The sequence below is a fragment of the Streptomyces sp. NPDC057565 genome (genome assembly GCF_042801455.1).
In the GTDB taxonomy this organism is placed as follows: domain Bacteria; phylum Actinomycetota; class Actinomycetes; order Streptomycetales; family Streptomycetaceae; genus Streptomyces; species Streptomyces yanii.
In genome coordinates this window covers 48,480-63,739 of record NZ_JBHVFU010000023.1, presented here as the reverse complement: position 1 = coordinate 63,739, position 15,260 = coordinate 48,480, and the positions used below count along the sequence as shown (strand labels likewise).

Sequence of the window (15,260 nt, the reverse complement as noted above, 5' to 3'; positions counted from 1 at the left end):
CAGGCATCGGCGTCCGACGACGAAACGCCAGATGATATTAGAGGTCGCGCGGATGGGCGGGCGGGTCAGGGTGCGTGAGTCCGGCCGCGCAGCTGGCATCCTCTAGGCCGTTTCGTGCGGATCAGCGGGAAGACCAGAGGAAGATGCCTGCGATGTGGAGTGCGGCCGGACAGATGGTCGCGGTCTTCTCGTAACGGGTGGCGATGCCTCGCCACTGCTGCAGGCGGTGATACATCGCTCGACGGTGTTGCGCTGCTTGCGGGTTTCCCGGTCGAAGCCCGGTGGCCCGCCGCCCCAGCTGCCGCGACGCAAGCGGTGGCGTTTATGGTCGGTCGAGATTGGGATCACCGCGCGAATACCGCGCTTGCGCAGATGGTCGCGGATGGCGCGGGGGGAGTACGCCTTACCGGTCAGGACCACGACCGGCCCGGTCCGGGGCCGTCCCCGCGGTCGAGGAACGCGCAGGCGCGTCATGACATCGGTGAAGGCGAGCGCATCGCCAGCTTGTCTGGAGGCGAGTAAGAAGGCCAGGGACGGCAGTTGCGTGCGGTGACGCGGATCTTCCCACGGCTCCAAGGCTTTTGGGTTTTCGGTGATGGTTGTTCAGGGGGTGGGTGGTGGGTGGGGTTTGGGGTGGTGGGGGTGGTTGTTCGGTGTGGTGGGTGGGGTGGGGTTGATGGGGGTGGTTGTGGTGTGTTGTTCAGGGTGGGGTTGATGGTGTGCCAGGTGTGTTTGTTGTTTTGTGTTTTGATGGTTTGTCGGGTGGTGGTGTGGTGGGTGTGGTGTGTTCGCCCGGTCGGTTCTGTGGGGTCACGCGTTTGGTTTTTCGGATATGACGGGTATTGGGGTCGTCGGTACGTTTGTCTCGGGTCGGTTGTTCGGCCGGTGGTGTCTTTGGGGCAGGGAGTGGTGATGTGAGCGCGCGTACCGTTGCCGTGGCTGTTGCCGTGGCTGTTGCCGTGGTGGGTGCAGTGGTCCTTGCCGGCACTGGTGTCACCTACGTTTCGGCTGCCGGGGCCGTCCGGGTTGCTCCGTTTGTCCGGCAGGCCGTTCCTGCCGCGGTTGCCTTTGGTGATGTGGGCGGTGGCAATGGTCGTGGCTACGGGGGTGGCAATGGCGGTGGCTACGGGGGTGGTGGCAACGGTCGTGATGACGGCGGTGATGGTGGTGGCGGCGGTGGTGATGGTGGTGACAGCGGGGGCGGTGATTGCGGGGGTGGTTATGGCGGTGGCTACGGTGGTGGTGATGGGGGTGGTTGTGGGGGTGGGTACGGTTACGGGGAGGGGCGGATTCATTTCAACGAGCGGACGTGCTCTGCTCATACGGACGGTTGTATCACCGTGGTGAGTGGTCTGGGTTCGCGGAGTTTCAATGTCCGTAACGACAGCCGGGAGACTGTTGGGGTTTTCCGTGGGGCGATCTGTGACAAGGGTTCCCCGGTCGCGAGGGTCGGTCCCTAAAGTGGCGGCAGTGGTGTCTTCACTCGTTTCGTCCGTGGGGGCGTGTTCGTCCGCAACGGTGTCGTGGGCGGCTTCCGTGTCGTCGACAGTTACCGCGACGGGTGGTAGCTGGGCCGTCTGTATCCCATGGAAATCCCGGCCCGTCGGAATCGGGCCGGGGTTTCCGGCATGGGGGCATATCGTGGCGGATGTCCGGTCCCGGGCGGCCGTACTGCGTGTGTGGGCCACGCCCGGTGTCCTATAACACCTGCTCGGCCATACTAAGTGTTTGCCGAGTCCCCCGCGTGTCGCGCTGGGCGGACCCGGTCGGCTAGGGTCTTGCGGGCCTTGTTCGAGGGCCTGCGGGCCGAGGTGCCCGGTGGTGGTGGCCGGGTGGTCCCGGCGGTGGCCGGGCGGCCGCAGGGATGCGCTTACGGCCAAGATGGTGCAGTTTTTCCGTTGCAGGCGCAGGGCAGCCGGCCGGGGGCAGGGGATCGCCCCGGTGGCAGGGGCCTGGACCTGCGGTCCCCTTTCGTGCGGTGTTTTGGCCGTGGGGCGAATTCGTGCGGTGTTTTGGCCGTGGGGTGAATTCGTGCGGTGTTTTGGCCGTGGGGTGAATTCGTGTGTCAGCGGCTTTGGTGGTCTGTTCCTGGGTATCCGGCGCGGCCGGTGCGGTATCCGGTGTGGACTGTTTTGGTGAGCGTGCCGGGCTTGCCCGGGGCCGGGGTCACCGTTCTGCCGGGACCTGCGGTCTGGTCCCGGGTCCGCGGGCGGGGTACCGGATCCGTGGCCGGGGACTGGTTCCGTGGCGGGGGTGCCGGTGCTGGTTCCGCGTCCGGGGTGGCGGTTCCGGGGCCGTGGTGCTGGTTCCGTGGCCGTGGTGCTGGTTCCGCGTCCGGGGTGGCGGTTCCGGGGCCGTGGTGCTGGTTCTGTGGCTGTGGCCGGGGACTGGTTCCGTGGCGGGGGTGCCGGTGCTGGTTCCGCGTCCGGGGTGCTGGTTCCGTGGCGGGGGTGGCGGTTCCGGGGCCGTGGTGCTGGTTCTGTGGCTGTGGCGGGGGTGCTGGTTCTGCGGGGGTGCTGTCGGCGTTGGTTCCGCGTCCGCGTCCGTGGTGCTGGTTCTGTGGCGGGGGTGCTGGTGCTGGTTCTGTGGCTGGGTGGGTGAGGTCGGGGCGGGCGTGAGGGGGGGTGTTGGTGGCTGGGTCAGTCTTTGTTTTTGGGGGGTGGTTTGGTTGTGGCTGTGGTGGTGGTTTCGGTGATGTGGTCCAGGTCTGTGGCCAGTGCCTGCAGCCATGCTTCGGCGTCGTAGTAGACGGGTGGGGGCTGGGTGTTGTGTGGCTGGGTGTCTGTGGTCCTGCCGGGTCCGGGGCGGCACGACGACGGCGGTGGCGGTGGCGACGGCGGCGACGGCGGTGACGGCGGCGGTGACGGCGGTGACGGCGGCGGTGACGGCGGCGGCGGTGGTGGCGACGGTGGCGGTGGTGGCGGCGGTGGCGGTGGTGGCGGCGGTGGCGGCGGTGGCGGTGGTGGTGGTGGTGGTGACGGTGGTGGTGGTGGTGTGCTTGTTAGGAGGGTGCCGGCTCGTTCGTACTGCCTGGCCAGCTTGTTGCCGTCCCGGGCCAGTTTTGTCTGGTGTGCGGGGGTCGGTGATCTGGTTGTGGTGGGGTTTTCTGTTTCCAGTAGGCGTCTGGAGCCGCGTAGGGCGTGGTGCCCGGTTATCAGGGTTGCTTGCCAGTCTGTTGCTGGTGTGCCGGGCCGGTGCGGTTCGCTCTGGTACTGCGCGAACGAGGATTCCGCGAGTGTCAGGGTGTGTTGCAGCCGGGTTTGGCTGTTCTGCTGTGCTGGGCCTTGGGTCAGGGCTGATGTGGTCGAGGTGATGGTCGCGCCGATGGCGTGCAGGAGGGCGGCGATGTCTCGGCGCAGTTCTTCCTGGGCGCCTCGTGGCCAGGCGAGCAGTCCGAACGCCAGGCCGATCATGCTGCCGGTGACGACGTCGAGGAAGCGGGACTCGGCCAGATGCCATGTGGCGGGCGCGAGCTGGGCGAAGACGGTGGACACGACCAGGGTGAACAGGCCCTGGGCCCACCCGGCGCCGTGTGTCGGCCCGATCCAGAATGTGGCCAGCATGATCACGGGCAGTGTCACGGCGTAGGCGGTGGTGTTTCCTCCTGCGAACACCAGGAGTGCGGCGGCAGCGAGGGCGCCCAGCAGTGCACCGGCCAGGGCCTGGCGTACGACTGTGCTTGTCTGTGCGGCTGTGGTGCGGATCAGGGTGAGTGTGGCGAGCATGGCCCAGAATCCGTGGGGCAGGGTGTCGGCGCCGGCCACGGTACGGGCGGCTGCCAGGGCCAGGCTGATGCGTACTGCGTTTTGGAAGTACACCGAGCGGGGGCTCAGGTGCCCGGTGAGCCGGTGCGCCCACAGGCGGGCCGTGCTGTGTCCCGCGTACCAGAAGCTGCCGTCCTTGGTCTCGGTGGGCCCGGGGCGCCGTCCCAGGGCGAGGTCGGCGGCGGTGGTGAGCGTCGCTGCGGCGTAGGCTGCCTGCAGGAGCATGGCCTGACGGTGCATCACCGCGGTGGTGGTTTCGGGCGTCGTGCCGTGCGCGGGGACCGTGCGCAGGTGCCGGTACACGGCCAGGGCGTCTTGCAGTTGTCCGGGGCCGGCCGGGCGGCCGGTGCGCAGCGCGGCGGCGGTGTGCCGGGCCGACGTGGCGATTTCGCGCAGCAGTGCCAGGGACTGGGGGTGCGGTTGCCCGGGGCCCGGGCGGGGCATCTCCTGCAGGCGGGCCAGGAGGACTCGGGCGGCCATGCCGGTGTGGGCGAGCGCCCGCTCCTGTGGCCCCGGTCCGGCCGGACGCTCTGATTCCGGTACGTGGAAGGGGTGCAGGGCATCTCCTGCGGACCGTGCTGCTGTGCGGGTCTTGGCCGATATCGTCCATGGGGGGTGGGTCAGCTCGGTCGCGCTGCGTGCGGCGGTCTGGGCCGCGTCGGCCGACAGGGTCCGGTAGGAGGTGGTGGGCGGGTCGGGCAGCAGCAGACTCTCGGCGAGTACGAGCAGCACGATGCCCAGTGTCATGCCGCCCAGCCGTTCTCCCAGTGTCTGGGGTGCGTACGGGGGGAAGCACGGCAGGATGTACAGCAGTTGCAGGCCGGGTGCGGCCCCGGCCAGCCGTGGGCCGGCCACCGCCGCGAACGAGAGCAGGAACCCGATCACCAGCATTCCCGCCACCGCGGCCCAGGTGTGTACCGCGAGCAGGGTTCCGGCCGTCACGAGGATCCAGCCGGCGGGGAGCACCTGGATCACGACGGCGGCGCGCTGGTGTCCGGTGCCGGGGATGCGGGACAGGCCGGCCATCGCCACTGCTGCGAACAGCGCGTACGTGGCGGTGACGGGGTCGTGCAGGCCGTACAGGCCGATGTAGAAGGCGGCGACGGCTGCGAGTGTGACCCGGGCGGCCCGTCGGCCCGCGCAGGCCGTGGTGCCGGTGCCGTGCCGCAGTGCGGTGGCGGCCCGGCGCAGCGTGGGGCCGGGGCGCCGGTGTGCCCGGGCTGTGGCGCTGTTGGTGTCCTCCTCAGGGCCCATGGCCGGCACCCCTGCCCGCTCGTCCTGGTTCCAGGATCACATCCGCCCCGGACCGTCGCACGGGTGCGGGCGGGGGCGGCGCACTCGCGTCCTGGTGTTGCCTGCCGCCGCCCGGCAGGGGCCGGGGGTGCCCGGCGGGGGTGTGCCGGGCGGGGCCGGGTGTGCCGGGCGGGGCCGGGTGTGCTGGGTGGGGCCGGGGGTGCTGGGCGTGGGTGCTGGGCGGGGCCGGGTGTGCCGGGCGGGGCCGGGTGTGCTGGGTGGGGCCGGGTGTGCTGGGTGGGGCCGGGGGTGCTGGGCGTGGGTGCTGGGCGGGGCCGGGGGTGCTGGGTGGGGGTGGGTGCTCAGGTGTGTGGGGGTGGATGCCGCCACAGGTAGCCGCCTGCCGTGGCGGCCAGCAGTATCACGCAGCTGGTGAACACCAGGCCTGCGTTGCGCAGTCCCAGTGCCGCCGCCAGTGCGCCGATCCCGATGACGGGCACCGAGATTCCCGTGTACGCGACGACGAAGAATGCCGAGATGGTGGCGCCCCTGTGGGTGCTGGGAGCCGCTGTGCTCACCACGCTCAGGCCCGCCCGGAAGGCCAGGCCCTGGCCGGTGCCGCCGGTCACGGCGCCCACGAGGAGGACCGGCAACGACGCCAGCAGCAGCGACGATCCCACCACGAGGAGCCCGGCCACCAGCATCAGGCAGCCGATGGGCAGGGCGTTGCGTGTGCCGACGGGGCCGATCAGTAACTGCCCGCAGGCCGAGGCGCAGAAGACGCAGAAGACGACGGCGCCGGACACGGCCAGGTCGTGCACGCCCAGGGTCTGGGTGAGGAAGGCCGGTGCGACCGCGGTGAACAGGCCGAGCAGCGAGAATCCGGCGAAGGCGGCGAGTGCGGAGGGCGCGAACACACCGCGTACTTCGGCGGGGACGACCATGCCCTGCGGCCGCAGTGGGGGCCTGGCGCCGCTGTGGTGCACGGTCTCGGGCAGCAGCGAGGTGACGGCCACTGCGGCCGTCAGGAGCGCCAGGTGGGTCAGGAACGGCAGCCGCAGCGGCCACGGCGCGTACTGGGCCAGGGCCCCCGCGACCAGGGGGCCGAGTCCCAGGCCGCCCATGTTGGCCGCGGTCGCCGCGAATCCTGCGCGGGCACTGCGCCCGGCGGGTGCCAGTTCCAGCACGGCGGCGGTGCCCGTACCGCTGAGCAGTCCGGCCGACAGCCCCGACAGGACACGGCCCGTGAACAGCAGCGGCAGCCCGTCCGCCAGCAGGAAGCACACCGCGCTCAGCGCGGCCAGTCCCAGCGCGCACAGCAGGACCGGGCGGCGGCCGAGAACATCGGAGAAGCCGCCGGCCAGGAGCAGGGCGGCGATCACCCCGATGGCGTAGACGGCGAAAACCACGGTGACGATCAGTTCGGAAAAACCGATCTGTTCACGGTAGAGCCCGTACAGCGGTGTCGGCAGGGTCGTGCCCATCATCCCGACCGCGAACACACCGGCCGCGGCCAGGTAGCCGGGGCGCACAGTGCTCTGCTGACGGTCCGTGTCCTGGTTGATCACAACTCACCATAGGCATCGGGGGCGGGCACAGGCGTTGGCTTCGCCCGGGGGCGGGCACAGGCGTTGGCTTCGCCCGGGGGCGGGCCGATGCGCAAGAGTCATCAGCACACGGCAGAGCCTGCGGCATCCCTGCTGCCGGCCCGTGAGGCCCTGCAGGTCATGCCGCGGCGGCCGGGTGCCTTCGTGGACCTGTAAACGCAGGCCACCAGCACGAGCCGGGGGCAGGAACAAGAGCAAAACGGACCCCGGGCGGCGGCTTCGGATCGTCTGCGCCTGCAGCCGCTTCGTCGGCGGTTGCCTCCGCGTCCGCCTCCGGCCCCCGGGTCCTCTTGGTCTTCCTGCGGCCCCTGCCCAACGCCCCCGGCCGTGCGGCGGTGTCGGCCCGGCCAGGGCAGTCGGGCCCGTCGCAGCCCGGAACACGACCCCGGCCGGGACGGACGCCTCCCGCCGGCCGGGGCCCTGCTGGCCGGGGCCCTGCCCGGGCCGGGCAGGCGTTTGTGAACACCGCGCGGCGACGTCGCCCGGCGCGGTCACTGCCGGACCCGGGCCCCGCCTGGAACCGGCCCGGATCTCGCCCGGCGGCTTCCCGCGGCCCCGCGCCCCCGGGGGGCCTGCTGCCGGTACGCGGGGGGAGTGGGCGGCCACCTCCTTCGGGCCGTGCCTGCAGCCCACCGTCGAGACCGCCGGACTGGAGGCTTGACGGCCTTCGGTGTCACCCGACTGTGCGGCAGCTCCGACCTCATTCGGCCCCGCTTGCCGCGCGGCCGCACCCGAGCGGCGGGGCTCGGGGGCAGCATGGAAGCGGAAGCCCGCCCGGGAGCCCTTCGCACGTCGACCGGGCGGGCCGCCGTTGTGCGGAGCGCCTGTGTGCGCGGTGGCTGCCGCGCAGGGCTGCGATGCTGCCGACGCAGCCGTGCGGGTACGAGCACGACTGGCCGGCAGCGCCGATGAGGTCCGGCAGCCGGGCCGTCACCGCACGTGCCGGCGGTGCTCTCAGGGCCCGCCCCCCGGTGATTGTCGCCGGACCGGCCCGCACCTTCTGCGCTCACCGGTGCCCGGTGCCCGGTGCCGGGTGAAAAGAAAAAGGAAGGGGGGCTGCCTTGCCGCGGCTTCGTCCTGCCTCCGCGGACCTTGCGGGTGCTGAGGAGTTGCGGGCGCTCAGGAGCCGGGATGCCGGGGCCACTTCCTGGTTGGTGCGTGCCGGGCCGAGTGCCGCGCCGGGCCGCGTACGTGTGTGAGGTGCTGCGCGTGCACGGCGCGGGCGAAAAGGGTTACGGCCTTGTGCGATTGCTCCGGCGTGCGAGCCGGGTACCGGGCGATGCGTCAGGTTGACGTGGAGGCCTTCGCGGAGCGCACCCGCACTCGACGCGGTCGGTGCGGCCGAAGCCGTCCTTCTGTTCGCGCCCGGTGACCGACCGCGAAAAATTGTGTGGAGCCTCGCTCGCCGGGTATGACAGGCTGACGCACACCGAAGGGGTGTAGCTCAGATGGCCAGAGCGCCGGTCTCCAAAACCGGATGCCGCAGGTTCGATTCCTGCCACCCCTGCCACCGTTCAGGGCCCCCCGCCCCCGCCCCCGCCCCCGGCCCTGGCCCACGGTCCGGGACCGCGGCCGCGGTCCGGATACGGCCGGGACGACCGCGGTCCGGATACGGCGGGCCGCCCGGCGATGGGCGCGGACCGGCCCGGGAACCGTATCGCTCGGGCACATCGTGCTGGCCTGCCCCCGAATGCCGCTGCCGGTGGTCAGCTCAGGGCCGCGGCCAGAACGCCGGCCGTCTTGGCGACCAGCAGGTTGTCGGCGGGGGCGTCCCGGCCGGGCTTGGTGGTCATGACGGCCAGGACGACCGGCGGCCGGCCGGGGGGCCAGGCGACGCCGGCGTCGTTGTTGCCGCCGTAGCTGCCGCCGCCGGTCTTGTCGGCGACGGTCCAGCCGGCGGGAACCCCGGCGCGGAAGCGTTCACCGCTGGTGGTGTTGGCGAGCAGCCAGCCGGTCAGCAGCCGGCGGTCGCGGGGGACGAGCGCGTCGCCCAGGACGAGGCGGGCGTAGGTCCGCCCGATCGCGCGAGGTGTCGTGGTGTCCGTCTTGCGCCATGGCTCCGCCGAGTTCAGCTCGGGCTCCCACCGGTCGAGGCGGGTGACCGGGTCGCCGACAAAGCGGCACAGGCGGGTGACGGCGGTGGGGCCGCCCAGTTCTCGGAGCAGGAGGTTGGCCGCGGTGTTGTCGCTGTGTGTGATGGAGTACCTGCACAGGTCGGCGACCGTCATCCCGCGGGAGAGGTTCTCGGACGTGCCGGTGATCGGCGAGTGGCCGCAGGCCTTCACGTACTGCGCGGTGTAGTGGATACGGCGGGCCAGGAACTCGCCGCCGCGGTCCAGATCGCGAAGGACCGCGGCCGCGCCGATGGTCTTGAACAGGGAGCACATCGGGAAGTGCTCGTCCGCCCGGTACACCACCGTGCGGTTTGTGGCGGTGTCATGGGCGTACGCGCCGAGCCGGGCGGAGTGCTCTCGCTCCAGGGTGCGCAACTGCCCGGTGACGTGGGCCGCCGCGCCGGGCGCGGCGAGGGCGGTGGGCGCGAGGGGCGGCGGGGATACGGCGGCGGGAGCTGCCCCGGCACCGGCCCCGGCGGCCAGGGCGGCCAGGACTGTTCGGCGGGTCGCGCGGGCTCCGATGGATCGCACAGCCATGTGCCTTTCCTTCGTACGGCAGGACGTCCGTCATGACATCAGCTCCTGCCCGGCCTGGTGGCGATGACCGCACCGACCGCTGCCCGACGCCTTTGGCCGTGGGCCGCTCGCAGCAGTGGCTCACGCCCGCCCCTTGCTGCGACAAGACCGCCGAACTTTGCCGAACGGCCGTCACCACCCTTGCAGCACACCGATGGAGGGGACGTGCGACGACAGATCCCGGCGGCGCTGACGGGGCCTGGGCGTGAGCTGAACGGGGGCAGCCGCGGTCAGCTGCCGGGTGCTCGCCCAAGCCGCGGGCAGCGACCGCAGACACTCGCTGAGATCAGCCACCGCGTGACTCCTCCACCCCTGAAAGGGGGGGCTGCTATGCCGGTTGGGCTTTGCGACGGGCCGGGCCGGCCCGTAGAGCGTTCGGGGTGCCCACTGTGTCGGCGTGCGCGGTGTGGCCGCACACGGTGCAGTGGAACGTGTCCTGGGTGGGCCGGTTCTTTGCGGCTGTGCCCAGGTCGATGCCGGCCACACTGCCGGTCGTGGGCAGCGGATCGGGTGCGGCCTGTTCGGCGGTCAGTACGACGAACCGCTTACGGTCCTCGCGCTCGACCGGGACCGTCTTGACCCTGCCGGCCACCGGCCGGTGCTGGTGCACCTTGACGTGCCCGACCTCCTGGATGCGCACGCGGGTGGCCGGATCGTGCGCGGTGGCATCCCAGCGCCAGCCGTCCTTGTCCCTGGGGAAGCGGCGTAAAACGCCCTCGAATGACGCCGGTGCACGGCGCATGACCGCCGTGCACACCGTGACCGCGTGGACGCGGTGGCCGGGCGGGGCGGTTGAGGAACAGCGAAGCCGGCCGCCGCGGTTGCGGGGCCGACTGGTCTGGTGGTGTGTCAGGCGCGCGCGCTGAGCGCCTTCCTGCGGGGCGGCAGTGCGAGTGCGGTCACGGCGAAGGCCGCGCAGTGGATGCGGCGGTGGTCAAGAAGGGCTGCGAAAGTGCCGGGGCGGCATCTGCGCAGTACACCAGCACGTCTCGGCGTCCGGCTCGGACACACCGCGCAGCCTGCCGCCCGGGCTGCTCGTGGGGTGCTTTGACACCACCGTCTGCTGCCTCCACCGCAACAGCACCGGGCAGCGTCCGGCGGGGGCGTTGGTACTGCGGCACAGCTCTTCCCGGAAGCGGCGCGGGGCCGGGCCGTCTCGACCGCGGCCACGATGCGTCTGCGCGCCGCACAGTGCAGGATGCGCCGCCGGTGGATGCGGGAACGCTGCCACCGGCAGGCCGGTCACGAACACTGCGCCTGCAGTGGTCCGCCCGGCCGGCCTGTTTCGAGGGCCGACCCCCAGGTCTGACTGGGCAACCGGGGGCGGGTTCGTGTGGCCGGGCCCGGGCAGGTCCTGACCGGGTTCGGCTGTGCGGTCGGCACGTCGTGTCGGTGGGCCGATGGTCAGTAGGCCGAGTTGACGTTGTCGATCGAGCCGTAGCGGTGGGCGGCGTAGTTGGCTGCGGCGGTGATGTTGGCGACCGGGTCGTAGATGTTCTTGGAGGTGCCGTTGACGTGGTACGTGTTGAACGTGGGGTCGATGACCTGGAGCAGGCCCTTGGACGGGATGCCCTTGGTGGCGTTGGAGTCCCAGTTGTTGATGGCGTTGGGGTTGCCGGAGGACTCGCGCATCAGGTTGCGCTTGATGCCGTCGTAGGTTCCCGGGATGCCCTTCGCGCGCATGACCTTGAGCGACTCGTTGATCCAGGCGTCGACGTTGCCGCCGCCGGACTGGGTGGGGGTGGCGGCCGAGGCGGCCGGGGCGCCTGCGACGGTGCCGGCCACGACTGCGGCGCCGGCGGCGAGCATGCCCATCGAGAGCTTCTTGGTCTTGGTCATGCGGGCGAACTTCGTGGACATCGCGGTGAACTGCATTCGGTAATTCCTCTTCCGTCGGGGGGTGATGCCAAGAATTGTTAATCGAGGAGAAATCCCGGGTCAATGCCCCCCTTTTACTAAAAGGATTCGTACTGGGTGCCGGAAATGACCGGGAGAAGTGCCGTCGAGGCTGCGGGCAGGGTCCCCGTGGGTCTACTATCCGGCTACGGAGTGACGGCCGTCACGTGGCCCACCCCACACGGCAAATGCCTCAAATCGGCACAAGAGTGGCGCGGGTCACGTGGTCTGCGTCATATAAAGGACGCCCTATTCGCTCACGGTAATGCCGAATAAGCGCACTGTATTGATGGGGGTGTGGTGATTGCCGGCGCGAATCCGAGGGGAATCCCGACCGGGCGGCCGGCGTGTGACCGACCGGGTGGCGACGCATGAAGGGGGGCGGCGCGCGGCGCGTGCCACCCCCGTGCAACAGGGCTGATCCGGTGTCGCGTGGCCGTGCGAACGGGCTTGGCCGGGGGAGGCCTGTGAAGCCCGGGTGGGAGGGGCGGGCGGATATCGGTGTGCCGCAGGGCCCGGGGGACTGCGGTGGCCCGTGCGGTTGCGTCAGCTGTTCGCGCCGCCGCCTGGACCTGCACCACCGAAAGCCGGCCCGGGCGGCGGGTGGACCCAACGAGCACCGTCAGTGGCCACCCGGGCCACCGCCGGCATCGGCCCGCCTCCCGTCTTGGGTGGGCACGGCCCCCGCACCCGCCAGGCGATGGCCGCCCCGCCCCGGCAGGGCCACCGCAGGCCCCGGGGCTGAGGAGCTGCCGGTCCGGTGCACCTGGCTTCGGCCACGAGATCGAGCAGCACCTCGACAGCGGTCCGGGAGTCACTCACCGCTGACGCGGCATCGGATTGTTCACGAGTTTCGGTTCTGGCTCTGTGGAGCGGTCACGCACTGCCCGCCGGCGCCAGACCGCGCCGAGGTGATCGGATTCCACCCCTCGATGAGGAACCGGGGCCCAGGATGAGCAGCTGGTCGCCACAGGTACGTGAGGTCCTGGCCCGGGGCGGGCGCCCGGACGGAAGAAGGGCACGAGCCGCTGGCGATCCCTGTTCGAAAGAACCGGCCCCGCCACGCACGACGCCGCGCAGCCCCTCCCGCAGGAGTTCGCCGGTCCGGCCGTGAGCATCAGCGGGCCAGGGAACGGTTGTGCACGCACACCGTTCGAGCTGGACCCGACGGAGCCGGCCACGTGAAGGCGAGATCGGCCAGGGACCGCCGGCCGGCGGGGTACCGCACGCAAGGAGAAAGGGGAGCAGCGAGGAATGGGGTGGACCGGCCCTCGCTGCAGCCCGCACGCACACCGGAAACTGTGCTGCGTATCGCCACGCCATCAGGCAGCGCAGTACGTGAACGCCGCTCCGCCAAGGACGTCGTCGGTGGGATTGTCGAAGGCGACGGTCCAGCTGTCGCCGAAGGTATGGGTGGTGGTCTGGAGAGAGGCACCCGGCACAACTCCGTAGCCCGAGCCCCACCCGCCGGAGACAGCCGTCTGGCCCGCAGGGCAGACGGCTGTACTCTCCACATGAATCCCGCCCGCAGGCGCATTTACGAGGGGTCCCTGCCATTGGGTGAGGTCGGCGGTACCGCTAGGGCCCCGCTCACCCTGCCTGCCTTGTGCACCAGGTGTGCCCGGCTCGCCCTGCGGTCCCTCTTGTCCGGCCGGACCCGGCTCACCCTGAGGGCCTGGGGGCCCTTAGGGCCGGTCGGACCCCTCCGGCAGCGGTCCTTGCCTTTGTCGTCATGTGGCCTGTGCTTGCAGTTGTCGCCTCCACCGTCCCCCGGGCCAGAGGCGATCGAGGGTGCACCAGGGGCCCGGGCCGCCGCAGCCGTGCTGCTCACCCCGGTAGTCAGGACCAGCGTGAGTGCGGCGATCGTGCCGTCGGCCACCTACCGGCCTTGTCGGGGCTGAGATCTCATCCGGGCCCGTGTCCTGTGGACAGGACGCATGTAAGTGCTCCTTGGTTCGATCGTTCTGGGAACTCCGAATCCGAAGTCAAGGAGGAGCTTGAACCGCGCGCAGCTGGTCGGGCACCAGACTCCGTCGCGACGCGCCGATGATCAGTACAGCAGACTGGTTGTTACGTGCTCCGCGCCGGCGTGACGGGCAGGAGACGGAGAACGGCCCCGACGATGCACAGGAGAGGGCCGCGAACTTCTGCTGCGCGCCGTCGTTCGACGGGTTCGCCCATCGGTTCCGGACCGGGACCCGTCTTTGGCGTGCGGTCAAGGGGCGGTGACCTGTCACGGCTCGAACCGCAGGTGCGACTGCCTGCGTCACTGCCTGCGTCACTGCGCCCCCCGGGGTCTTTGGATGAGTGCCGGTGTCACCTCCGGCCGGGGCCGGGTGCCTTGTCGCGCCGGTCCTTGACCGGTCTCACCGAAGACCGGCCGGTGCCGCGGCGTTGCGGTCGAAGCTCCCGCGCCTGCGGCCAGGAGGGGGCGCCCGTCGGCGTGGCGACCCGAGCCGCATGGGCCGGTGCTTCCACGGCCATGCTCCAGTGCACCGGCAGGCGGATCCGCGGGCCAAAGGCCTCTTCGGCCTGTGTCCCGGCCGACCGGGACCAAGTGTCGTTGTCCTCGGCAAGGCCGGGCCATCGCTTCAGGAGCAAAAGACTCCGATGAGACAGGACAGGCACCATCCGGGCAGAGGGGAGTCGGTGCCGCGCGGGAATTCCACGCGTGCAAACGTTCAACCGCGGCGCCCATGGCTCCGAGGCGCCGGACCGAACCGGATGACCGCGACGACGGCCGCCGCCGTCACCCCGCCCGGCGTCGCCACGGTCGTCCACCGCGCCGGCAAGGGCCGGCCCGCATCCGGGCGCACGCGCTGTGGCGGCCGGGGTGGTGGGGTGGGGTGCCGGTGACGGCTGTTCAGGGCGGCGGGCGAGGTTTTTCGGTGTGCGGGGCCGGGCGACATGCTGCCGACAGGGTGATCGGGCGTCATCAAGTCGCCCAGAAGGCCTAATCGTGTACCAAATAAGCTTACTTTCACACGTATTGACGGCGTGTCATGTGGCGATCGGCGGGCGGTGCGGGGCGTGCGTACACCCGGTCGGCCCCCTGGTGATACGTCCGAGATGCCAGCTAAAGGCGCCATAAGTACGTTCGTCACAGGCCGGTTGCCCGGCCGACCCTCAGAGACAAGGGAGAAGTGACATGAAGACGCGTACTGTCGCCGTGACCGCTGCCGCAGTGGGCGCTGCGGTCATCGCCACTACCGGCATCACCTACGCCTCGGCCGCCGGATCCGCCCCGGCTGCTGCCCCGTCCGTCCAGCAAGCCGCCCCGGCTGCTCAGCAGGCCGCCCCCGACGCGGCTCCGCTCGGTGGTGAAGGCGGTGGCAACGCCGGCAACGGGGGCAAGGGGAACGAGGGCGGCTACGGCGGTGGCGGCGGTGGCGGCAACCGTGGCGGCAACGAGCGTGGTGGTTTCCGCTACAAGGAGGAGGGCCGGATCTTCATCAACGAGCGCTCTTACTCGGCTCGTGGTGAGGATGGCTGCATCACGGTGGTGAGCGGTCTGGGTGCCCGGAGCTTCAACGTCCGTAACGACAGCCGCCGGACTGTTGAGTTCTTCCGCGGGGCGACCTGCGACAACGGTTCCCCGGTTGCGACGGTCGGTCCCTGGAGCACCAGCAACGGTGTCTTCACCCGTCACCACGTCCGTGGCGGCGTGTTCGTCAAAAACGGTGTCGTGGGCAGCTTCCGGGTGGTCCGGGACCACTACGACAAGGAGTGGTGAGCAACCACTACGACCGGTGGTAAATATCCTCCGCAGCATACGGAAACTCCGGCCCGTCGGAATAGGGCCGGGGTTTCCGGCATGCGGGGGCATCCCTCGGCACACCCCCCAAACCTCCCGCACCGGCTGCGCCATGCCCGGCGTTCACCGAGCGCCCCGCATGCCGCCGTAGTCGGCACCCTGCGACGTCGAACGACTGTCGGCCAGTTGGCGGATCCGCCTTCCGGGGCAGGAGGCGGGGGGGGTTGTTGACCCGTAACAACCCCCCCCCCCCCCCGCCCCCCCAAGGGGTGGGCGGGTAGGTATAGATGAACCCCCCCGGGGGGGGGGGGGCCCA

9 protein-coding genes, 1 tRNA gene and 1 pseudogene are annotated in these 15,260 nt (G+C 70.9%); 2 read left to right on the top strand and 9 right to left on the bottom strand.

Annotated features, from left to right (window positions below; all coding sequences use genetic code 11):
* Positions 1 to 121 precede the first annotated feature (121 nt).
* The 4 genes and pseudogenes from ACFU8W_RS30790 to ACFU8W_RS30775 form a co-directional block, all read right to left on the bottom strand.
* Positions 122 to 510, bottom strand: a pseudogene (locus tag ACFU8W_RS30790) (transposase); the annotation flags it as partial.
* On the bottom strand, positions 471 to 1,322 hold the full coding sequence (locus ACFU8W_RS30785; RefSeq protein WP_384044068.1) for a hypothetical protein: 852 nt from the start codon (positions 1,320 to 1,322) through the stop codon (positions 471 to 473). The pseudogene ACFU8W_RS30790 and the gene ACFU8W_RS30785, both read right to left, overlap by 40 nt.
* 1,317 nt (positions 1,323 to 2,639) lie before the next feature.
* Positions 2,640 to 5,018 carry an FUSC family protein gene (locus ACFU8W_RS30780; protein WP_384043957.1) on the bottom strand — a complete coding sequence of 793 codons (2,379 nt, stop codon included), beginning with the start codon at positions 5,016 to 5,018 and terminating at the stop codon, positions 2,640 to 2,642.
* A gap of 341 nt (positions 5,019 to 5,359) precedes the next feature.
* Complete coding sequence (locus ACFU8W_RS30775; protein WP_384043954.1) at positions 5,360 to 6,565, bottom strand: MFS transporter; 1,206 nt, start codon at positions 6,563 to 6,565, stop codon at positions 5,360 to 5,362.
* A 1,472-nt stretch (positions 6,566 to 8,037) separates the two neighbouring features.
* Between ACFU8W_RS30775 and ACFU8W_RS30770 the strand changes: the two genes are divergently transcribed.
* Positions 8,038 to 8,114: transfer RNA gene (locus ACFU8W_RS30770), tRNA-Trp, on the top strand.
* Positions 8,115 to 8,310: 196 nt separating this feature from the next.
* Here ACFU8W_RS30770 and bla read toward each other — a convergent pair.
* The 5 genes from bla to ACFU8W_RS30745 form a co-directional block, all read right to left on the bottom strand.
* Positions 8,311 to 9,249, bottom strand: a complete 939-nt coding sequence (gene bla / locus ACFU8W_RS30765) for a class A beta-lactamase (RefSeq protein WP_384044065.1) — start codon at positions 9,247 to 9,249, stop codon at positions 8,311 to 8,313.
* Between the two features lie 177 nt (positions 9,250 to 9,426).
* Positions 9,427 to 9,588, bottom strand: a complete 162-nt coding sequence (locus ACFU8W_RS30760; protein ID WP_384043951.1) for a hypothetical protein — start codon at positions 9,586 to 9,588, stop codon at positions 9,427 to 9,429.
* A gap of 34 nt (positions 9,589 to 9,622) precedes the next feature.
* Positions 9,623 to 10,036, bottom strand: a complete 414-nt coding sequence (locus ACFU8W_RS30755) for a hypothetical protein (RefSeq protein WP_384043948.1) — start codon at positions 10,034 to 10,036, stop codon at positions 9,623 to 9,625.
* A gap of 662 nt (positions 10,037 to 10,698) precedes the next feature.
* Positions 10,699 to 11,154: a transglycosylase SLT domain-containing protein gene (locus ACFU8W_RS30750; protein ID WP_384044062.1), complete on the bottom strand. Its 456-nt coding sequence runs from the start codon at positions 11,152 to 11,154 to the stop codon at positions 10,699 to 10,701.
* Between the two features lie 1,358 nt (positions 11,155 to 12,512).
* On the bottom strand, positions 12,513 to 12,704 hold the full coding sequence (locus ACFU8W_RS30745) for a hypothetical protein (RefSeq protein WP_384043946.1): 192 nt from the start codon (positions 12,702 to 12,704) through the stop codon (positions 12,513 to 12,515).
* A gap of 1,634 nt (positions 12,705 to 14,338) precedes the next feature.
* On the opposite strand from ACFU8W_RS30745, the gene ACFU8W_RS30740 reads away from it, so the two are divergent.
* Positions 14,339 to 14,923, top strand: coding sequence for a hypothetical protein (locus ACFU8W_RS30740; RefSeq protein ID WP_384043943.1), 585 nt, complete (start codon positions 14,339 to 14,341; stop codon positions 14,921 to 14,923).
* The last annotated feature ends 337 nt before the right edge of the window (positions 14,924 to 15,260 follow it).